Source organism: Niallia sp. CD-39 (assembly GCF_059874745.1).
In genome coordinates this window covers 1,085,245-1,103,182 of record NZ_JCBCPS010000001.1, presented here as the reverse complement: position 1 = coordinate 1,103,182, position 17,938 = coordinate 1,085,245, and the positions used below count along the sequence as shown (strand labels likewise).

At 37.2% G+C, this 17,938-nt stretch carries 16 protein-coding genes; 14 read left to right on the top strand and 2 right to left on the bottom strand.

What is annotated here, in order from left to right; translation table 11 throughout:
• Window positions 1-53 precede the first annotated feature (53 nt).
• Window positions 54-728, top strand: a complete 675-nt coding sequence (locus AC6F34_RS05655) for a YrrS family protein (protein WP_500769809.1) — start codon at window positions 54-56, stop codon at window positions 726-728.
• Between the two features lie 79 nt (window positions 729-807).
• Here the strand turns inward: AC6F34_RS05655 and AC6F34_RS05650 are convergent, their stop codons facing one another.
• Window positions 808-1,017: a DUF2536 family protein gene (locus AC6F34_RS05650; protein ID WP_500769806.1), complete on the bottom strand. Its 210-nt coding sequence runs from the start codon at window positions 1,015-1,017 to the stop codon at window positions 808-810.
• Window positions 1,018-1,203: 186 nt separating this feature from the next.
• Here AC6F34_RS05650 and AC6F34_RS05645 point away from each other — a divergent pair, with 186 nt between their 5' ends.
• The 8 genes from AC6F34_RS05645 to AC6F34_RS05610 all read left to right on the top strand — a co-directional run bounded on the left by AC6F34_RS05645 (window position 1,204) and on the right by AC6F34_RS05610 (window position 9,212).
• Entirely contained in the window at window positions 1,204-1,842 is a 639-nt protein-coding gene (locus tag AC6F34_RS05645; RefSeq protein WP_500769804.1) for a class I SAM-dependent methyltransferase, read from the top strand.
• Window positions 1,843-1,858: 16 nt separating this feature from the next.
• Entirely contained in the window at window positions 1,859-2,560 is a 702-nt protein-coding gene (gene mtnN, locus AC6F34_RS05640; protein WP_500769802.1) for a 5'-methylthioadenosine/S-adenosylhomocysteine nucleosidase, read from the top strand.
• Window positions 2,561-2,575: 15 nt separating this feature from the next.
• The gene (locus AC6F34_RS05635; protein ID WP_500769800.1) at window positions 2,576-3,499 is read left to right on the top strand and encodes a PLP-dependent cysteine synthase family protein; all 924 of its coding nucleotides are present in this window, start codon (window positions 2,576-2,578) and stop codon (window positions 3,497-3,499) included.
• Window positions 3,500-4,636, top strand: coding sequence for a bifunctional cystathionine gamma-lyase/homocysteine desulfhydrase (locus tag AC6F34_RS05630; protein WP_500769798.1), 1,137 nt, complete (start codon window positions 3,500-3,502; stop codon window positions 4,634-4,636).
• Window positions 4,637-5,134: 498 nt separating this feature from the next.
• The gene (locus tag AC6F34_RS05625; RefSeq protein WP_500769796.1) at window positions 5,135-6,166 is read left to right on the top strand and encodes a TRAP transporter substrate-binding protein; all 1,032 of its coding nucleotides are present in this window, start codon (window positions 5,135-5,137) and stop codon (window positions 6,164-6,166) included.
• A 109-nt stretch (window positions 6,167-6,275) separates the two neighbouring features.
• Window positions 6,276-6,770 carry a TRAP transporter small permease gene (locus tag AC6F34_RS05620; protein ID WP_500769794.1) on the top strand — a complete coding sequence of 165 codons (495 nt, stop codon included), beginning with the start codon at window positions 6,276-6,278 and terminating at the stop codon, window positions 6,768-6,770.
• A gap of 43 nt (window positions 6,771-6,813) precedes the next feature.
• Entirely contained in the window at window positions 6,814-8,094 is a 1,281-nt protein-coding gene (locus tag AC6F34_RS05615; RefSeq protein ID WP_500769792.1) for a TRAP transporter large permease, read from the top strand.
• Between the two features lie 107 nt (window positions 8,095-8,201).
• The gene (locus tag AC6F34_RS05610; RefSeq protein WP_500769790.1) at window positions 8,202-9,212 is read left to right on the top strand and encodes a LacI family DNA-binding transcriptional regulator; all 1,011 of its coding nucleotides are present in this window, start codon (window positions 8,202-8,204) and stop codon (window positions 9,210-9,212) included.
• 469 nt (window positions 9,213-9,681) lie between these two features.
• Here the strand turns inward: AC6F34_RS05610 and AC6F34_RS05605 are convergent, their stop codons facing one another.
• Window positions 9,682-11,049, bottom strand: a complete 1,368-nt coding sequence (locus AC6F34_RS05605) for a hypothetical protein (RefSeq protein ID WP_500769788.1) — start codon at window positions 11,047-11,049, stop codon at window positions 9,682-9,684.
• A gap of 384 nt (window positions 11,050-11,433) precedes the next feature.
• On the opposite strand from AC6F34_RS05605, the gene AC6F34_RS05600 reads away from it, so the two are divergent.
• From AC6F34_RS05600 to AC6F34_RS05580, 5 genes are all read left to right on the top strand, one after another.
• Window positions 11,434-12,393 carry a hydroxymethylglutaryl-CoA lyase gene (locus AC6F34_RS05600; RefSeq protein WP_500769786.1) on the top strand — a complete coding sequence of 320 codons (960 nt, stop codon included), beginning with the start codon at window positions 11,434-11,436 and terminating at the stop codon, window positions 12,391-12,393.
• Between the two features lie 41 nt (window positions 12,394-12,434).
• A complete protein-coding gene (locus AC6F34_RS05595) occupies window positions 12,435-13,286 on the top strand; it encodes a sugar phosphate isomerase/epimerase family protein (RefSeq protein WP_500769784.1) in 852 nt (283 codons plus the stop codon).
• Window positions 13,287-13,400: 114 nt separating this feature from the next.
• Window positions 13,401-14,390 (top strand): zinc-dependent alcohol dehydrogenase, encoded by a 990-nt coding sequence (locus AC6F34_RS05590; protein ID WP_500769782.1) that lies wholly within the window; start codon window positions 13,401-13,403, stop codon window positions 14,388-14,390.
• Between the two features lie 3 nt (window positions 14,391-14,393).
• Window positions 14,394-16,160 (top strand): thiamine pyrophosphate-binding protein, encoded by a 1,767-nt coding sequence (locus AC6F34_RS05585; protein WP_500769780.1) that lies wholly within the window; start codon window positions 14,394-14,396, stop codon window positions 16,158-16,160.
• 85 nt (window positions 16,161-16,245) lie between these two features.
• The gene (locus AC6F34_RS05580; protein ID WP_500769778.1) at window positions 16,246-17,679 is read left to right on the top strand and encodes an aldehyde dehydrogenase family protein; all 1,434 of its coding nucleotides are present in this window, start codon (window positions 16,246-16,248) and stop codon (window positions 17,677-17,679) included.
• Window positions 17,680-17,938: the final 259 nt, after the last annotated feature.

The following is a 17,938-nucleotide window of genomic DNA, read 5'->3' as shown; positions in this document are numbered from 1 at the left end:
AACATGATAGAATGTTCTCAGTTATTGTTCGTTGCCTAAGGAGGAGAACAAGTTTGGATAAGCAAGATTCATTTAATGGCCCATCTCGATATGGGAAAAGAGTAAAGCGTAAGAAAACAAATATCATCTTAAATAGTCTAATTGCGATCGTGCTCGTATTAATCATGATTGTTGTATATGTGATTTTCTTCGGTGGAAGTAATAATAATGCTGTTATGGAGGAAGAGCCTAATACGTCAGATGAACAAGAAGAAATAGCTGATGAAGGCGAAGAAAGCGCAACTAACCCTGGAACCGATATTGAAACAGAACCGGAAGACTCTGGACAAAATGAAGAGGAAACAACATCTCCTGATACAATGAGTCGAGAAGACATTGCTTCATCGGAAGTGGTGGTAGAAGGCGGTGAAAATGGCAATGTGATTCGTACGATTACCAATCAAAACTGGGAGCCGATAGGTACAATTCAAACGGATGGACCTTCTGCTGATTATCAACAAGGGAATGTTGATTGGCAAGAGCTAGAAAAAGCATTGCGTTATGCAACTGGTATTTCGTCGTCTGACATGACGATTTGGTTTTTAGGGAATAATGGGGAAAAAAGAGCCGTAGGCAAGGTGTCGAATAAAAGCAAAACGGAGAATTACCATGTTTACTTGAAATGGGTAAACGATGAAGGATGGGTACCTGAAAAAGTCGAAGAAGTGCAAGATGTTAACGCTAGTTAAATGTTGAGCTGATCTATTTCAGCTCAACATTTTTTGAAAAAAGTAATCATATTTCGTTATTCGTTTTATTGCTCTATGATCATTTATTCTTCAGTTTAAAATGAACGACGGCTGTAAAATACGGTCTTCCTTGTTCGTTGATGATGCACTGGTGGGCAACATGATGAACATGGAGAAGCAACGCTTTATTTTCTTCAATCTTTTCATTCACCTTTTGTTCGAGTGATTGAATATTATACGCCTCAAAGAATTCAATTTTATCTTCGAATAATTCTAATTGTAACTTCATGTCAAACCAACCTTTTTCATCTTATTATAATATGGGAAAATAGAATAAGGAAGGCTTATACGAACAGTAGGCTTTAAAGATTGAAAGAATGAGAAACCTATGGTAAATTGAGAACAAGATTTGTTTTAATTCATACTATACTCATAGGAATTATGAGACATGAACTTAATACGGAGAGTGAACATAATGGGGAAAGAATTTATTGAGTTGTTTGAAGAGTGGGCAGATACGTACGATGAGACTGTAACAGGTCATGATCTTGAATATAAAGATGTATTTTTACATTATGAGCAATTATTAGATCAAGTAGCTAGTCGTGCTACTGGAAATGTTTTAGAATTTGGTCCAGGAACAGGAAACTTAACAATAAAATTACTAGAGAAGGGTCATCAAGTGACTGGTGTTGAGCCTTCAACTTCAATGCGGAATAAAGCGAATGAAAAATTACAAGGAAAAGCGATAATCATTGACGGAGATTTTCTCCAGTTTGACGATGTAGGAAAAATCGATACGATAGTTAGTACGTACGCATTTCACCATTTAACGGATGAAGAGAAAGAAAAAGCAATTGGCGTCTATGGAAACCTCCTTGCATCAAGTGGTAAAATAGTATTCGCGGATACAATGTATGAATCTAAAGAGGCTTATGACCTAGCGATTCAAGACGCAAAAGCAAAAGAATTTCATAATCTTGCAGAAGATCTACAAAGAGAATATTATACGACGATTCCTGTACTAAGAGAAATGATGGAAGCACATCATTTTACAGTAACGTTTCAGCAAGTAAATGATTTTGTATGGATTATGGAAGGGGTAAAAAAATAGAGAAGAGGTTTTAAGAATGAAAGTAGCAATCATCGGAGCAATGGAAGAAGAAGTGACGATCTTACGAGATAAAATTACAGATGCTAAACAAACGACTATCGCAAACAGTGAATTTACGACAGGTATAATGGACGGAGTAGAGGTAGTTCTACTACGTTCGGGAATCGGAAAAGTAAATGCTGCAATGACGACATCCATTCTTTTGGATCGTTTTAAACCGGATTATGTCATTAATACAGGGAGTGCTGGAGGGATGAATCCTGAATTAAATGTTGGGGATGTTGTCATTTCAAGTGAAGTTCGTCATCATGATGTTGATGTAACGATTTTCGGCTATGAATACGGTCAAGTGCCACAACTTCCTCCAGCATTTATTGCAAATGAAAAACTGATTCAGGTAGCTGAAAAGAGTGCGCGAGAAATTGAAGGTACAAACATTGTTCATGGCCTGATTGTAACGGGTGATTCATTTATGAATGATGCCGATCGTGTGGATTTTATCCGTGGAAAATTCAATGAGTTACAATGTGTGGAAATGGAAGCTGCCGCTATTGCGCAAGTATGTCACCAATATGAAACACCATTTGTCGTGATTCGATCGTTATCAGATATTGCTGGAAAAGAATCGAATATCTCATTCGATCAATTTTTAGAAACCGCTGCGATTCATTCAGCACAACTTGTTATGAAAATTGTTTCATCATTGAAAGTAAGCTAAAAGGTGGAGAAGTTTTTGCGTATTTATAGAAATGTACATGAGCTAATTGGTCATACGCCAGTTGTCGAATTATCGACCTTTTCTCTGCCAAAAGGAGTTCGACTTTTAGCCAAACTTGAATATATGAACCCCGGTGGAAGTGTAAAAGATCGACTAGGGCAAGAGTTAATTCAAGCCGCAATTGCTTCAGGGCAATTGAAACCTGGTGGAACAGTAATTGAACCTACAGCAGGCAACACTGGGATTGGCCTTGCATTAGCTGCGTTAAAATATAATGTCAATGTTGTTGTGTGTATGCCAGAAAAATTCAGTATTGAGAAGCAAGAAATTATGAAGGCCCTTGGTGCGAAAATCGTCCACACCCCAACTAGTGAAGGCATGATTGGTGCAATTGCAAAAGCAAAATCGCTGCTTAATGAAATTCCAAACTCTTACTGCCCGCAGCAATTTGGCAATCCCTCCAATCCAGAGACGTACTACAAAACATTAGGCCCAGAACTATGGGAGCAACTTGAAGGGAATATCGATGTTTTTGTTTCAGGTGCAGGTACAGGTGGTACTTTCATGGGGACAGCACGTTTCTTAAAAGAGCAAAAGGAATCGGTCAAGACAGTCATTGTTGAACCAGAAGGATCGATCTTGAATGGTGGAGAACCTGGACCTCATAAAACAGAAGGCATTGGAATGGAATTCTTGCCTGATTACATGGACAGTACTTATTTTGATAGCATTCATACGATTGATGATGTGGATGCATTTACTCGTGTACAACAATTGGCGAAACAGGAAGGCTTGCTCGTTGGTAGCTCATCGGGAGCGGCATTACATGCAGCGCTTAAAGAGGCGGAAATAGCGGAAGACGGAATGAATATCGTTGTCGTATTTCCTGATGGAAGCGAGCGTTATTTAAGTAAAAAAATCTTTGAAGGAGGGATTTAATTGCGTAGAAAAACTAAATTGATTCATGGTGGAATTTTTGGAGATGAAAGCACAGGTGCAGTGTCTACTCCGATTTATCAAGTAAGCACATATAAGCAAGACGGTGTTGGCAACTTTAAAGGGTTTGAATATTCTCGTACGGGTAACCCAACACGTCATGCCCTCGAAGTTTTGATCGCAGATTTAGAGGGAGGAAAGGCAGGCTTTGCCTTTGGCTCTGGAATGGCTGCTATTACAGCCGTTATGATGCTCTTAGATAGTGGGGATCATGTCGTTTTAACGGACGATGTGTACGGTGGTACATATCGAGTCATGTCAAAAGTATTAAATCGATTTGGAATTGAATCGACATTTGTGGATACGAGTGATATAAGCAAGATTGAAGAAAATATCCAGCCTAACACGAAAGCAATCTTTATTGAAACACCGACGAATCCATTGTTAAAGATAACGGATGTAGCAGGTGTAGCGACCATTGCAAAGAAGCATAAGCTCTTAACTGTAGTCGATAATACATTCTCAACTCCATATTGGCAAAATCCAATCGAGCTTGGTGCTGATATAGTGCTTCATAGTGCAACAAAATACCTTGGGGGACATAGCGACGTTGTTGCAGGGCTAGTTGTTGTAAACTCTACAGAACTTGCCGAACAACTCCACTTTGTTCAAAACTCTACAGGGGGCGTACTAGGACCGCAGGATTCATGGTTATTAATGCGTGGAATTAAGACACTTGGAGTTCGTATGGAGGAAACGGAAAGTAATACGAAAGCGATTGTTGAATTTTTACAATCTCATCCAGCAATTGAAAAGATCTATTATCCAGGATTGGAAACACACCCAAATCATGCACTTGCGAAAAAGCAAGCTGGGGGATTTGGCGGAATGGTTTCCTTTGATGTAGGAAGTCAAGCCAAAGCAGATGAGCTGCTAAGTAAAGTGAAGTATTTTACATTGGCAGAAAGTTTAGGAGCGGTTGAAAGCTTAATCTCAGTTCCAGCACGTATGACACATGCTTCCATTCCAGCTGAAAGACGTGCAGAATTAGGGATTACAGATGGCCTGGTTCGAATCTCAGTAGGATTAGAAGATGCAGAAGACTTAATAGACGATTTAAAATTCGCGTTAGGACAATAATGTAATCAACAGCCTGTAGGGCAATGTGCTCTACAGGCTTTCCTTTGTAATAATAATAAAGGAACTAGAATATAAAAGAGCATTATTAAAATTAGATCGATTGAAATTAGAAGAGTTTCATACTTATTTTGTGAGAAAAATTATTTATTTAGTCCTTAATACCTACTTTAAAAGTACTTATGTATATTAATTAAATATAGATAATTTAGAATTATATAAATTTATACTTGTTTTATCGATCTAATTTATTATATACTCTTTTTAAAGATTATTAATTCATTACTCTATTAAGAAATTAGATCGATTCAATTCATGTGTAAGGAGGATAACAAGTCCATTTATTTTTCTTATTTAATTGTAAGCGCTGTCTACAAATATCACTCGTCATTTATGGTATATCATAATTGTATTCTACTTTTTGAGAACTATTTTGAAGTACTGAAATGTAAGCGTTATCTTTTTAGGTTATTGAAACAATTAAAATAAGGGGTGTATGTAATGAAAAAGGTATTATTTGCAGTATTGTGTTTATTATTTTTAAGTGCCTGTAGTGGAGATACAGCAAGCAACGACAGTGGAAGTATAGAAGGAGAAAGCCAAGGCTCAGAAAAAGTGATGAAATTAGCAGTTGTAACAGCTGATGATCGTTCATTGACGAAAGGCTTAGTGAAATTTGGTGAGCTAGTTGAAGAGAAAACAAATGGTTCAATTAAAGCTGAAGTTTATCCTAATGGTCAATTAGGTGGTGATCGTGAGGTTTTTGAATCCTTACAATTTGATTCTATTCAGGGAACAACAATGTCGACGGGCCCGATCGCACAGTTTGTGCCGTCATTTAATATATTTGACCTTCCTTTTTTATTTCCAACCTCAGATATTGCCTATGAAATTTTAGATGGTGATTTTGGAACGAAGATATTAGATGAGTTGGAAAGCCAAAATGTAATAGGGTTAAATTATTGGGAAAATGGATTTAGGCATTTAACGAATGATGTAAGAGAAGTAAGAACACCTGAAGATGTAGCTGGATTAAAAATTCGTACTTTAGAAAATGATTTACACATGAGCATATGGTCAACACTAGGTGGAAACCCAACTCCAATGGCATTTACTGAGCTTTTCTCAGGGTTACAACAAGGGGTAGTTGATGCTCAGGAAAATCCTGTTGGAAATGTGACAGGGAATAAATTTTATGAAGTACAACAATACTTAACGAAGACGGGACATGTATACAACTCGAGCCCATTTTTACTTAGTAAAGCATTTTGGGATGGACTATCTGATGAAGAAAAACAAGCAGTAAGAGAAGCAGCAGATGAAGCAAAAGACTATCAACGACAATTAAATCAACAAGAAGACGAAGATGGTTATAAAATTTTAACAGATCACGGCATGATAGTTACGGAATTAACGGATGCAGAGAATGCAGCCTTCTTTGAAAAGGTCGGTACTGTATATGATAAATTTTCAGAAAGTTTGGGCAAAGAGTTAGTTGATGAGTTATTAAGTGAGATTGATAAATTACGTTAAAAGTAAGGGAGATTTTCTCCCTTACTATATCTCTACATAGTTATTGAAAGAATGTAAGGATAAGAGTTTTAGTAATTTCTTAACGAAAGTAATAGAGGTGGTGAAGGTTTTGGGAGGTTTAAAGTGGCTAGATGAACATTTTGAAGAAGTATTAATCGCTTTTTTTTCAGCCATCATGGTTGTGGTTACCTCGACTCAAGTGTTTATGAGGTATGTCATGGATAGTTCATTGTCATGGTCTGAAGAGTTAGCAAGATATTGCTTTATTTGGTTAATCTTTTTAGGGATTAGCTATGCTGTAAAAAAGCAAAGACATATGAGAGTAGAGGTTATTTTCTTAGCGCTAAAGGAAAAGGGACAAGTGATCGTTGGAATTATTGGAAATCTTCTATTCTTAGCTTTTTCCTTATTTGCAGTTATATATGGTTTTGAAATTACAATGAAGCTTTTAACATGGGGACAGCAAACACCTGCACTTAATATTCCAATAGGATTTGTATATTTAGCTGGTCCGGTCGGGATGGGACTGACTTCTATTCGACTCAGTCAACAAATCTTTATGCAATGCAAAAAACTAGGAGGAGGAAAGGGTGCTACTCAATAATAAAAATTAATTTTAGTTAGTTAAGAGGAGATGTGGATATGTAATGACTTCATTCGTGTTATTTGGTAGTTTAGCATTGTTTTTATTCCTTAGTGTACCAATTGGAATCTCAATTGGACTAGCTACATTAATAACAATTATATATACAGGTTCAGTACCATTAGAGTTTTTAGCACAAGGCCTGATTACTTCTGTAGACTCTTTCCCTCTATTGGCGGTCCCTTTCTTTATCCTTGCTGGTGAGATTATGGGAAAGGGCGGACTTTCTGATCGTCTTTTCAAAGTGGCGAATACGATAGTCGGGGATCGAACAGGTGGGATCGCGATGGCTGCGATTATTACCTGCATGTTCTTTGCGGCAATTTCAGGGTCTGGTCCTGCAACAGTAGCAGCTGTCGGGGGGATTATGATTCCTGCGATGGTGAAGGTTGGATACGATAAAAAATTTGCGACAGCAGTTGTCTGTGCTGCTGGGTCCATAGGAGTAATCATTCCACCAAGTATTCCTATGGTTATGTATGGGGTAGTTGGAAGTCAATCAATTGGAAAGTTATTTATCTCCGGGATAATTCCAGGGATATTGGTAGGTATCGCCCTAATGATTTGGGCGTACATTTATTCTAAAAAGCAAGGCTATAAAGGACTTGGAAAAAGCACATTTCGTGAATTTTTGAAAGCGGCATGGGATGCAAAATGGGCATTATTAGTTCCGATTATTATTCTCGGTGGTATTTATGGAGGGGCGTTTACGCCAACTGAAGCAGCCGCAATTGCAGTAGTCTATGGATTAGTGGCAGGGTTATTTTTATACCGCGAGTTGAAAATAAAAGATCTTCCTAGATTACTAATTGATTCAGGGATCACGACGGCAACGATTATGTTAATAGTCGGAACGGCAACGGCTTTTGGAAGAGTTTTAACTGTAGAACAAATTCCGAGACAAATAACGGAAGGGCTACTATCGATTTCTGATAATAAAATCGTTATCTTGCTTTTAATTACAGTACTATTACTAATAGTTGGTTGCTTTATGGATACAGTGGCTGCAATCATTATTTTAACTCCATTGCTATTGCCAATTGCAATTGGTATTGAAGTCGATCCAATTCATTTTGGCTTAATTATGGTTGTCAACTTAGCAATTGGGTTCATTACCCCACCACTAGGTGTGAACTTATTCGTCGGCTCTGGAATTTCGGGGTTATCTGTCGGAGCAATTGCTAAAGCAACTATACCATTTTTTATTGCAATGATAATAACGTTATTATTCCTTACCTTTATACCGCAGCTTTCATTATTCCTGGTCGATTTGATGGGCGGTTGACATAACATGCAATCACTACATATAATTGGGATTATATAAGAATTTGTAGATGAATTTTAGAAAGTTTAGTACATATAATCCAATTATTGTTAGCTGGTGATAGACAAATGATACATCAAAAAAAACGTGTTACCTTACAGGATGTTGCAGACCATGCTGGAGTTTCACGGGCAACAGCTTCATTGATTGTCAGAGGAAGCCCGAAAATTGCTGAGAAAACGAGAAATAAGGTCCTTCATTCTATGAAGGAGCTAGGCTATGTTTATGATCGAATTGCTGCAAATATGCGATCTCAGTCATCTTCCACTGTGGGGCTCATTATAACAGACATAGCCAACCCTTTTTATGCGGAGTTTTTAAGAGGTGTCCATCAAACCTTAGAGGATTCAGGTTATACAGTTTTCTTAGGCACCACTTATGACTCGGATCATAAACAGCAGGAGTTAATCTCTAGGATGCTAGAGCATCGAGTAGGTGGTATTATTCTATGCCCTGTTTCAAAAACAAGTGTTGAGAGTATTCAGCGAATCAAAAATATTGATATACCACTTGTTTTAGCGGTTAGGGAGCTTGAGGGGATTACATCTGATTATGCTGGAGTAGACTATGCAGTTGGAGCACAGATGGCTGTGAACCATTTAATTCAGCGTGGTCATCGTAGAATTGCGTTTCTTGGTGGAACTGCTGAATCTTCAGCTTGGAAGGAAAGGTGTAATGGGTATAAAAATGCCTTAAAGCATTCAGGTATAGCAAGTGATAACAATCTAATTGTAGAAAGTCCAGTAACTAGAGATGGGGGCATGGAAGCTTTACGAAAAGTATTGTTTCAAGAAGACCGTCCGACTGCTGCGTTTTGTTTTAATGATCTTGTTGCTAATGGTGTTTTGCTAGGATTAAATAGTGCAAGTATTGAGCCTGGAAGGGAGTTTGCTGTTGTCGGTTTTGATAATAACAATGAAGCACCTCTTTATAATCCTCCATTAACGACAATTTCATCTCATGCCCGCTTAATAGGATCTCAAGCAGCAAGTCTATTAAATCAAAGAATTGTCAATTATGACCGAACAAATCAACGAATCATATTACAGCCAGAACTAGTTGTTCGAAGTTCATCATAAACAACGTAAAGGATCGTGGACATCACGATCTTTTTTTTACTTTTTAAGAATTTATAAGTTTATAAGCATTAAAGCTTGTCAGATAAAAAATAAAAAGAAAAAAACGCTAGATAAAAACAGATTTTCGGGAATATGACAGGTTTTTCGCAAGATAAAGTCTAGAAATTGCAAATAAGCAGATTTAAGATGTCGAAATAGTCTGCCCCCATAAAAAAAGCTGAAAACTTTCCATTTATTCACATAAAAGGTTTGTTATCTGGTTGAATAAGTGGAATTTTTCCATCTAAAGATCGGCTGCTCTACGAAATGATCAATGAGTATTGGTAGACCTTCCTAAAACGAACTTGGTTCGTTACTCCTTGTCCAACGAGAAAACCGTGTCAGGTGAAGCCAGCAGTGGCGACATCGACGATGCTGCTCACTTCATGCTCGTGGAAACTTACTCCAAAAGGGATAATCAAAGATGTTCTTAATAAATCACCAAGCTTAAAGTATAGGAAATGAAGATACAAATGATCATTAAAGATGCAGCAAATAGTAGATTCCACTTACTGATCTTCATCGGGTTAATCCCTAATTGTTCTGCTAATATTGATACAGACAAGTTAAATGGGCTATACATGACAGAAGCTAAGCTACATGTAATCATGACGGCCGATAAAGTAATGGGTGTGCTAGTAGGTAAAATTGGATCTAATAGTGCGCCTAGTAAAGTCAAAGAAACAAGAGGATGGAATCCACTGAATGAAGCAATTAAGAAATATAGACCAATTAATAAATAGAAGGATAACGTTTGGTCAGAAAAGTGTAAGAACCATTGTTGTAAGAATAAAAGAAGGTTAGCCTCCATGATCATTTCGACAAAAAAACCGGCACATAAAAATAAAAAGAAAAAATTTGCAAGTCCTTTCGTTTTCTCGAACCATTGTGGCATAGCTATACTTAAATATCGCTTATGTCTTCCTTTGTATAATGCCCATACAAATGAAAATGGAAATGCTACAATGACAAAAGATAGGAGGAAACCAATATTAACTAAATGTTGTAACAGCGAAATGGATAAGACTAGTAGTAAAAGTAGAATAAACATCTCAGTAATTTTCTTGTAGATGTTGATTAATGAGATGTATTCTTCATGCTTTATATCCAATTTATTAGTAGCATATCTATATTTTGATAGAACCAAATCTAATGAAGTGAATAATAAAACGATTAAAAAAATGATTGGAAACAATGTGAAGTAATTTGAATTCGTTAATGCTAATGATGTAATGACCATGATTTCTAGTGGATTCCACATTAGACAAAGTGTGTAAGCCCTTAGCAGATTATGTGAAAAAAACCGATTAGTTAACTCTATTGGTATTTGCTTAAACATACCCATCATCGTGTTTTTCATAATCGGAATTGTTGCGATGTTTAAGAACAATCCTAGAATATGAGTAACAAAAAAACTCTTTCTATACAATTGATTGATATTGTTTACCCGATATTGTAATAGGGACCTTAATTGAATATCATACTTCCCTATTCGAATAAGAGAATGAATAAAAGGGAGTACGACGAAAAATGAGAGAATGCCTAGCATTGAATCAAAATAGATAAAGAGATCAAAAAAGGCTAAGTTCTCATTAATCACGTTAAAAATAAATAAAGCGAAACCTGTTGTTAAAAAGATGATTCCAGAATAAAGGTATAATCCTTTTGCATGAAAGAGCGATAGAAGAATTGCACATAGAGCAAGAATTCCAATTAAATAAGAAATGAATGAGAAAGGTATAAAATTTGAAACTAAAAACAAGGCAATTAAAGCGAAATATATATAAAAACGAACCATGAAGTAACTCCTCCTATTAAAAAGGTGATAAACCCCGCTTGAAAAGCTTGATCCATTCACCTTAAAACCTTTAGAAATGTATATGTGTGAAAAAACGCAAACTTTAGAACGATCCACCTTTATAATACTAACTCTTCGAGTAATCGTCTATAAATTAAGAAAAATCAGTAAAGTAATTGCAAATTTCTAAACATTCATGTATGCTAATGATAGCGCTTACTTTACTTATGAATGATTAGTTGGCTTTATTTTTTTATTTAAAATTAGATCGATATAATTTTTCTGAAGGGTGATTTATGAGAATAATAATCTATCATACGATTTGGTTCGTAAAATGATCTTAATGATATGGCATGAACCAAATCTTTTTGAAGGGGTGTTTTAATGGAAAATTTATTGCATTTGCCTGCAAAAGCGGAAATTTGTGAAGTTGCTCCTAGGGATGGTTTTCAAGCAATCTATGATAAATGGATCCCGACTGAAGATAAAATCGCTTATATTAAAGCGATTATAAAAACGGGTGTGAAGAGCATAGAGTTAACATCCTTTGTTCATCCGCAAGCAATCCCTCAATTAAAAGATGCTGCAGAGGTTGTAAAAGGATGCAAAGATATTGATGGGGTAAAGTTTAGAGCATTGGTCCCGAATGTAAGAGGAGCTGAGAGAGCGATTGATGCTGGAATAAGAAAGTTCAAATTAATGTTATCAGCTACAGATTCTCACAGTTTATCTAATGCGAATTGCACAACAAAGGAAGCACAAGGCGGATTTCAAGCGATTATTGAACTAGCTCAACAAGAAAAGGTGGAAGTTGGAGGCTCGATTTCAGTTGCGTTCGGCTGTCCATTTGAAGGAAAAGTTCCTTATGCTAGGCTTTCTGAGATTATATTGAGATATCGTGAGATGGGGATTAATGAAATCTCACTTGCAGACTCAACAGGTAGTGCCAATCCGCTTCAAACGTATACATTAATTGGGAAATTAAAAAGAGATTTTCCATCTATTCTTTTTACTTTACACCTTCACAATACTCGTGGGCTTGCAATTGCGAATGCAATCGCGGCTTTGCAACAGGGAGTCATTCATTTTGATAGCTCGATTGGTGGATTAGGTGGATGTCCTTATTTACCAGGTGCTACAGGGAATGTTGCAACAGAGGATTTGGTGCATGCTTTTCACGAGGTCGGCGTTAATACTGGAATTGACTTAGAAAGCCTAATCACTACCTCCAGAGAAATGATGAATTCGCTTGACGAAAAAGGTGGCAGCTACTTACTTAAAGCTGGTACGGCAAAAAAATTACATGCAAAAGTTTCTAGTCAGAAAAAAATAGAAAGCACTTGATCAAGATTGAGTTCTTTCATATATACTGAGGAGGTTAGGCGATGCAAAGAGAATTTTCTATTGCTCATTTAACGGCACTTGATTGTAGCCCACCGGAATTTATCTATATCGCAGATAAAGCGGGCTATGATTATGTTGGTCTAAGGCCTATATATATGGGACTTCCAGGTGAACCAAATTACGATCTAGCAAAGAATAAACCCATGATGAAAGAAACAAAACATGCACTTCGAGACACAGGGATTAAACTCTTGGATATTGAATTAGCAAAAATCTTTGCTGGTATGAATCCTAAGAGTTACTTGCCTGCATTTGAAGTAGCTGCTGAGCTAGGTGGTAAACATGTTTTAAGTAGCATATGGGTCGATGACCGTAATTATGCCATTGAAATGTTTGCAGAAATATGTGATTTAGCAAAACCATATGAACTAACCGTTGAGCTTGAGTTTGTGCCAATAGCAAGTGTAAAGGATCTATCATCGACAATGGAGATTCTGAACGCTGCCAATAGAAGCAATTCAGGGCTGATGATTGATACACATCACTTTCATCGATCAGGTGACCGCATAGAAGATTTGCAGAAAATACCAAATGAGTACTTTCGGTATTTTCACTTATGTGATGCACCAGCAGAACACCCTTTAACTGAAGAAGAAATGATACGGACGTTAAGGGAGGAAAGGCTGTATGTTGGTGAAGGCGGAATCAATATAGATGCAATCATTAATAGCATTCCAACAGAAATCCCCTGTTCATTAGAAATCCCAAATTTAAAGAGAGTAAAAGAATTAGGATATGAACAGTTTGCAAGAAAATGTTTAGAAACTGCCAAAGAGTATCTAGAGTACAATGATAGTAGTAAGTACAACACAAAATTAGATCGATACAATTAAAATTCAATAGAATAAGAGCAAAATCAAAATAAAGCATAGCTTAATGATAGAATTTGCATGAATAATGATGGTATAAATGAGATCGTTCTAACTTAGACTATGGGGTGTTTTATCATGTTAGGGTTATATTTGAATAAACCAGGAGAACTAGAGCTGAAACAATTGCGCTTAGAATCCCCATTAAAAGCTGATGAGGTTAGAGTTAAGCTTATATTTGGTGGAATATGTGGTTCAGACGTTGGAGTGTATAAAGGGAAAATCGCTCACGCAAAATATCCAATTTGTCCTGGTCACGAATTGGTAGGCAGAGTGACAGGAGTTGGTGAGCATGTTTCTCTTAAGATTGGTTCAAAAGTTGTAATTACGCCAAATACTTTTTGTGGAGATTGTGAAAATTGTTTAGAAGGGAATCGAAACATCTGCCTTTACAAAGAATCTTTAGGTGTAAATGTTGATGGAATTTTTGCAGAAGAAATTCAGATTTCTTCGAAGTATGTATTGAGAGTTCCAGAAGAGTTGCCAGATGAAAAAGCGGTATTAATTGAACCGTTGGCTGTCATAACTCATGCGTTTGAAAAGGCTGTAATTACAAAGGATACAAATGTTGCAATCATTGGATGTGGAACCGAAGGGATGCTGGCGATCTCGCTTGCTACCTTCTTAGGGGCAAAAGTTACCGCAATTGATATTAATCAGTCGAAGTTAGAAAAAGTAAAGGGGACTTTTGGTTCCACAATCATGCTCCCTAGTGAAGTAGAGGATAAAAAATTTGATGTGGTTGTCGAAGCTGCAGGAGTCAAGCAGGCTGTGGAACAATCGGTACGAATTGTAAAACAAGGTGGATCAGTGATCTTAATTGGATTAACTCCTGAAGCAACTTTACCTATTGTTCAAATTGTAAGGAATGAGATCACAATACAAGGTTCAATTATTTATAATTTTCCAGAAGATTTCTCGAAATGCTTAGAATATTTAATGGATGAAAGCTTTAATGTCACATCTATTATCTCAAAGGTTTTTCCATTAAATGATTATGAAACTGCATATGTTTATGCAACTTCGGGTCAATATGGCAAAATACTTATCGATTTTAAGGGGGAATAAAGGGTGAAAAAGTTAATTTCAAATCAACTGGTACAATATCTTGAAGAAAGAGGAGTAGAGCATATTTTTGGTTTATGTGGTCACACCAATATTGCTGTACTCTCTGAACTTGAAAAAAGTTCAATTCGATTTATTAATGTTAGGCATGAACAGATTGCAGCTCACATCGCCGATGGGTATGCAAGAGTAAAAAAGAAGACATCAGTCGTTTTGAGTCATCTAGGACCTGGATTAACAAATGCAGCAACAGGTGTTGCAAACGCAGCTTTAGACTCGATTCCAATGGTAGTAATTGCTGGTGATGTCCCGACTCATTACTATGGGAAGCACCCACATCAAGAGGTAAATTTACATGGTGATGCGACTCAGTATGAAATTTTCCGTCCATTTGTTAAAAGAGCGTGGCGTGTAGATAGCGCACATTTATTTCCAGAAATTCTTGAAAAAGCATTTAATCTAGCTGAAAGCGGTAATCCTGGCCCTGTATTGGTTTCAGTACCGATGGATATTTTCTCTATGGAGATTGATACATCATTTTTTGATAAGCAAAGGCGCAACGCAAAAACGCTTCATAAACCAACAATCGATCGTGAGACAGCTAAAAAGATCATTTTAGAACTAGCAGATGCTAAAAGACCGCTATTTTATGTTGGCGGTGGGATTATGCTAGCTAATGCTGCAGACGAATTAAGAGAGTTGGTAGATATACTAAATATGCCAGTTGCCTATTCATTAATGGGCAAAGGAGCTGTATCAGATGTTCACCCTCTAACTTTAGGTATGACTGGTTTTTGGGGTACAAAGTTTATCAATGATCAAACGAGAGAAGCGGATTATATTTTGGGACTCGGTACACGCTTTGCGGAAGCAGACAGTAGTTCATGGGAACCAGAATATACGTTTAATTATGAAGACACGAAATTGATTCAAGTCGATATTGACCCAAATGAAATCGGAAGAAATTTTCCTGTAGAAATTGGAGTCGTAGCTGATCTAAAACAAGCTTTGAAAACTTTAAATACTGTTGCAAATGAACTTTTTCCAAATGGTGTGAAGCGGGAAAAGATCGAGACATTGAAGGATGAGATTAAGAAAAACAGAATTCAGTTTAAAGAAGCAAACCGTAAGTTTGTAGAAGATAATTGCTTCCCGATGATGCCACAACGAATCGTTGAAGAGGTACGAGAAGTATTACCTAAGGATGCTATTATCACGACAGATGTTGGCTGGAATAAAAATGGAGTTGGGCAACAGTTCCCAATCTATGAAGCGGGTACAATACTAACTCCTGGCGGCTATGCAACGATGGGCTTTGGTGCACCTGCAGCACTAGGGGCAAAGATTGCTGAGCCAGAGAAGGTTGTAGTGTCCTTAGTTGGAGATGGCGGATTTGGACAAAACCCGTCGGTGCTTGCTACTGCAGCAGAAGAAAATATTCCAGTTGTATGGGTGATTATGAATAACTTTGCTTTTGGGACGATTGCCGGATTGCAAAAAGCGCATTTTGGAACTACTTTTGGAACACTGTTTCATAAAGAGGGTGAACCTTATTCTCCGGATTATGCACAAATTGCAAAAGCATATGGGATAGAAGGAGTGAAAATTAACAGCGCTGAAGAATTTAAACCAGCATTAGAAAAAGCAATCAATAGCAATAAACCTGTGGTTATTGATGTAGCGATGTTAAATAATCCAGTTCCAACGGATGGTCATTGGAATATAATGGATATTTATTCACCGGGTAAAAAAGTCACTCATGTAACGGCTTAAGGCTATGAACCCAAAAGAGATCTATTTGAAGTGAAGAGATGGATTCGATCCAATAAAAAAAGAACTGGAACGAGGAGGATTCACATTGTCTACAAAACCCATTAGCAAAGAGAAGGAACTGACTGAAGAGCAACAACAGGAACTAGATTTGGCATTTGAACGAGCAAGAAAAGCAATGGTAGAAATCGAGAATTATAGTCAAGAGCAATTAGATCGCTTATGTCAGGCGGTTGCATGGGCAGTTGCGAACAAGGAAACGTTCACCAAATTAGTGAACATGGGAATTGAAGAGAGTGGCTTAGGAGATTATGTTAGCCGAATGGGGAAAAGAATAAAAATTAGAGGAATTTTAAGAGATGCCCTTCGCCAAAAAAGTGTAGGAGCTATTGAGGAGATTCCAGAGAAAGGTATTGTCAAATACGCAAAGCCTGTTGGGATTATCGGGTCAATTGTTCCGACAACGAATCCTGATTTAACACCAGCTGGAACGGCTATTTATGCAATTAAAGCAAGGGATGCAGTTATTTTTTCACCTCATCCACGCTCCAAAAACACAAGTTTTGAAACAGTACGTTTAATGCGAGAAGCACTAGAAAAAGCAGGGGCACCTGCCGATCTCCTGCAATGTTTAACTAAAGTGAATATTCCAATGACGAAAGCGCTAATGGCAAGGGCAGATATGGTGCTTGCAACTGGTGGGAAAGATATGGTCAAGAGTGCATACAGTTCTGGTACTCCCGCGTATGGAGTGGGTGCTGGTAATTCAACGATGATTATTGATGAGACAGCAGACGTAAAAGAAGCCGCAATGAATACAATGTTAAGTAAAACATCGGATTATGGATCTGGCTGTTCAGCGGATGGAAACTTAATTATTAGTGACAAGGTTTATGATGAAACGGTAGAAGAACTAGTGAACATAGGTGGATACTTGGCAAATGAAGAAGAAAAGTTAAAATTAAAGGCCGTTATGTGGGATGAGGAGGGGCACCGCTTGCCGACTACAGTCGCAATAGCACCACAAATACTCGCTCAGCAGGCTGGGTTTACAATTCAGGAAGATCGAAAGTTTATTATTGTCATAGGCGATGGGATCGGAAAAGAACATTTCTTCTCTGGAGAGAAATTGACGACATTACTAGCAGTCTACAAATATGAAGGTGAATTTGAGAATGCTCTTGATATGATGAAACAAATTTATGAAGTTGGTGGAAAAGGCCACTCTTGCGGGATTTACTCACACAATGATGACCATATCCATAGATTAGGGTTAGCCGCTCCCGTTAGTAGAATTATGGTTCGTCAACCACAATCAAAAGCAAATGCAGGATCATTTACGAACGGAATGCCGATGACATCAAGCCTCGGCTGTGGAACATGGGGTGGAAACATTATTTCAGAGAATGTGAATCTTAAGCATTATATGAATTACACGTGGGTGTCTAAACCGATTCCAGAAGATAAACCATCAGATGAAGAGTTGTTTGGTGAGTTTTTCGAAGCTGCATTAGAAATGTAGATTGCAAGATTTCATTTATAGAGCATTAGATAAGTACAAGAATTGAAGCTTATTATATTACTATGAAGCTTTTTGTCTAATTTTCAAAAAGTTATGTTTACAAATAAGTTTTCATTGTTTATATTGGGTCATTTTGCTCTATAGGCTAGATTTTGCCTATTTTCAAATAAATGCAATAAAAGTGTTTACAACTGTATTGATTTTGGTTATACTTACCAATGTAATAAGAATCTAAACGAAAAGGAGGTCGAAAAACATG

What these genes read in the sequence shown, in the direction of transcription:
- AC6F34_RS05650 (WP_500769806.1), bottom strand. Translation starts at nt 1,017, where the DNA reads ATGAAGTTACAATTAGAATTATTCGAAGATAAAATTGAATTCTTTGAG.
- AC6F34_RS05645 (WP_500769804.1), top strand. Translation starts at nt 1,204, where the DNA reads ATGGGGAAAGAATTTATTGAGTTGTTTGAAGAGTGGGCAGATACGTAC.
- mtnN (WP_500769802.1), top strand. Translation starts at nt 1,859, where the DNA reads ATGAAAGTAGCAATCATCGGAGCAATGGAAGAAGAAGTGACGATCTTA.
- AC6F34_RS05625 (WP_500769796.1), top strand. Translation starts at nt 5,135, where the DNA reads ATGAAAAAGGTATTATTTGCAGTATTGTGTTTATTATTTTTAAGTGCC.
- AC6F34_RS05615 (WP_500769792.1), top strand. Translation starts at nt 6,814, where the DNA reads ATGACTTCATTCGTGTTATTTGGTAGTTTAGCATTGTTTTTATTCCTT.
- AC6F34_RS05610 (WP_500769790.1), top strand. Translation starts at nt 8,202, where the DNA reads ATGATACATCAAAAAAAACGTGTTACCTTACAGGATGTTGCAGACCAT.
- AC6F34_RS05605 (WP_500769788.1), bottom strand. Translation starts at nt 11,049, where the DNA reads ATGGTTCGTTTTTATATATATTTCGCTTTAATTGCCTTGTTTTTAGTT.
- AC6F34_RS05600 (WP_500769786.1), top strand. Translation starts at nt 11,434, where the DNA reads ATGGAAAATTTATTGCATTTGCCTGCAAAAGCGGAAATTTGTGAAGTT.
- AC6F34_RS05595 (WP_500769784.1), top strand. Translation starts at nt 12,435, where the DNA reads ATGCAAAGAGAATTTTCTATTGCTCATTTAACGGCACTTGATTGTAGC.
- AC6F34_RS05590 (WP_500769782.1), top strand. Translation starts at nt 13,401, where the DNA reads ATGTTAGGGTTATATTTGAATAAACCAGGAGAACTAGAGCTGAAACAA.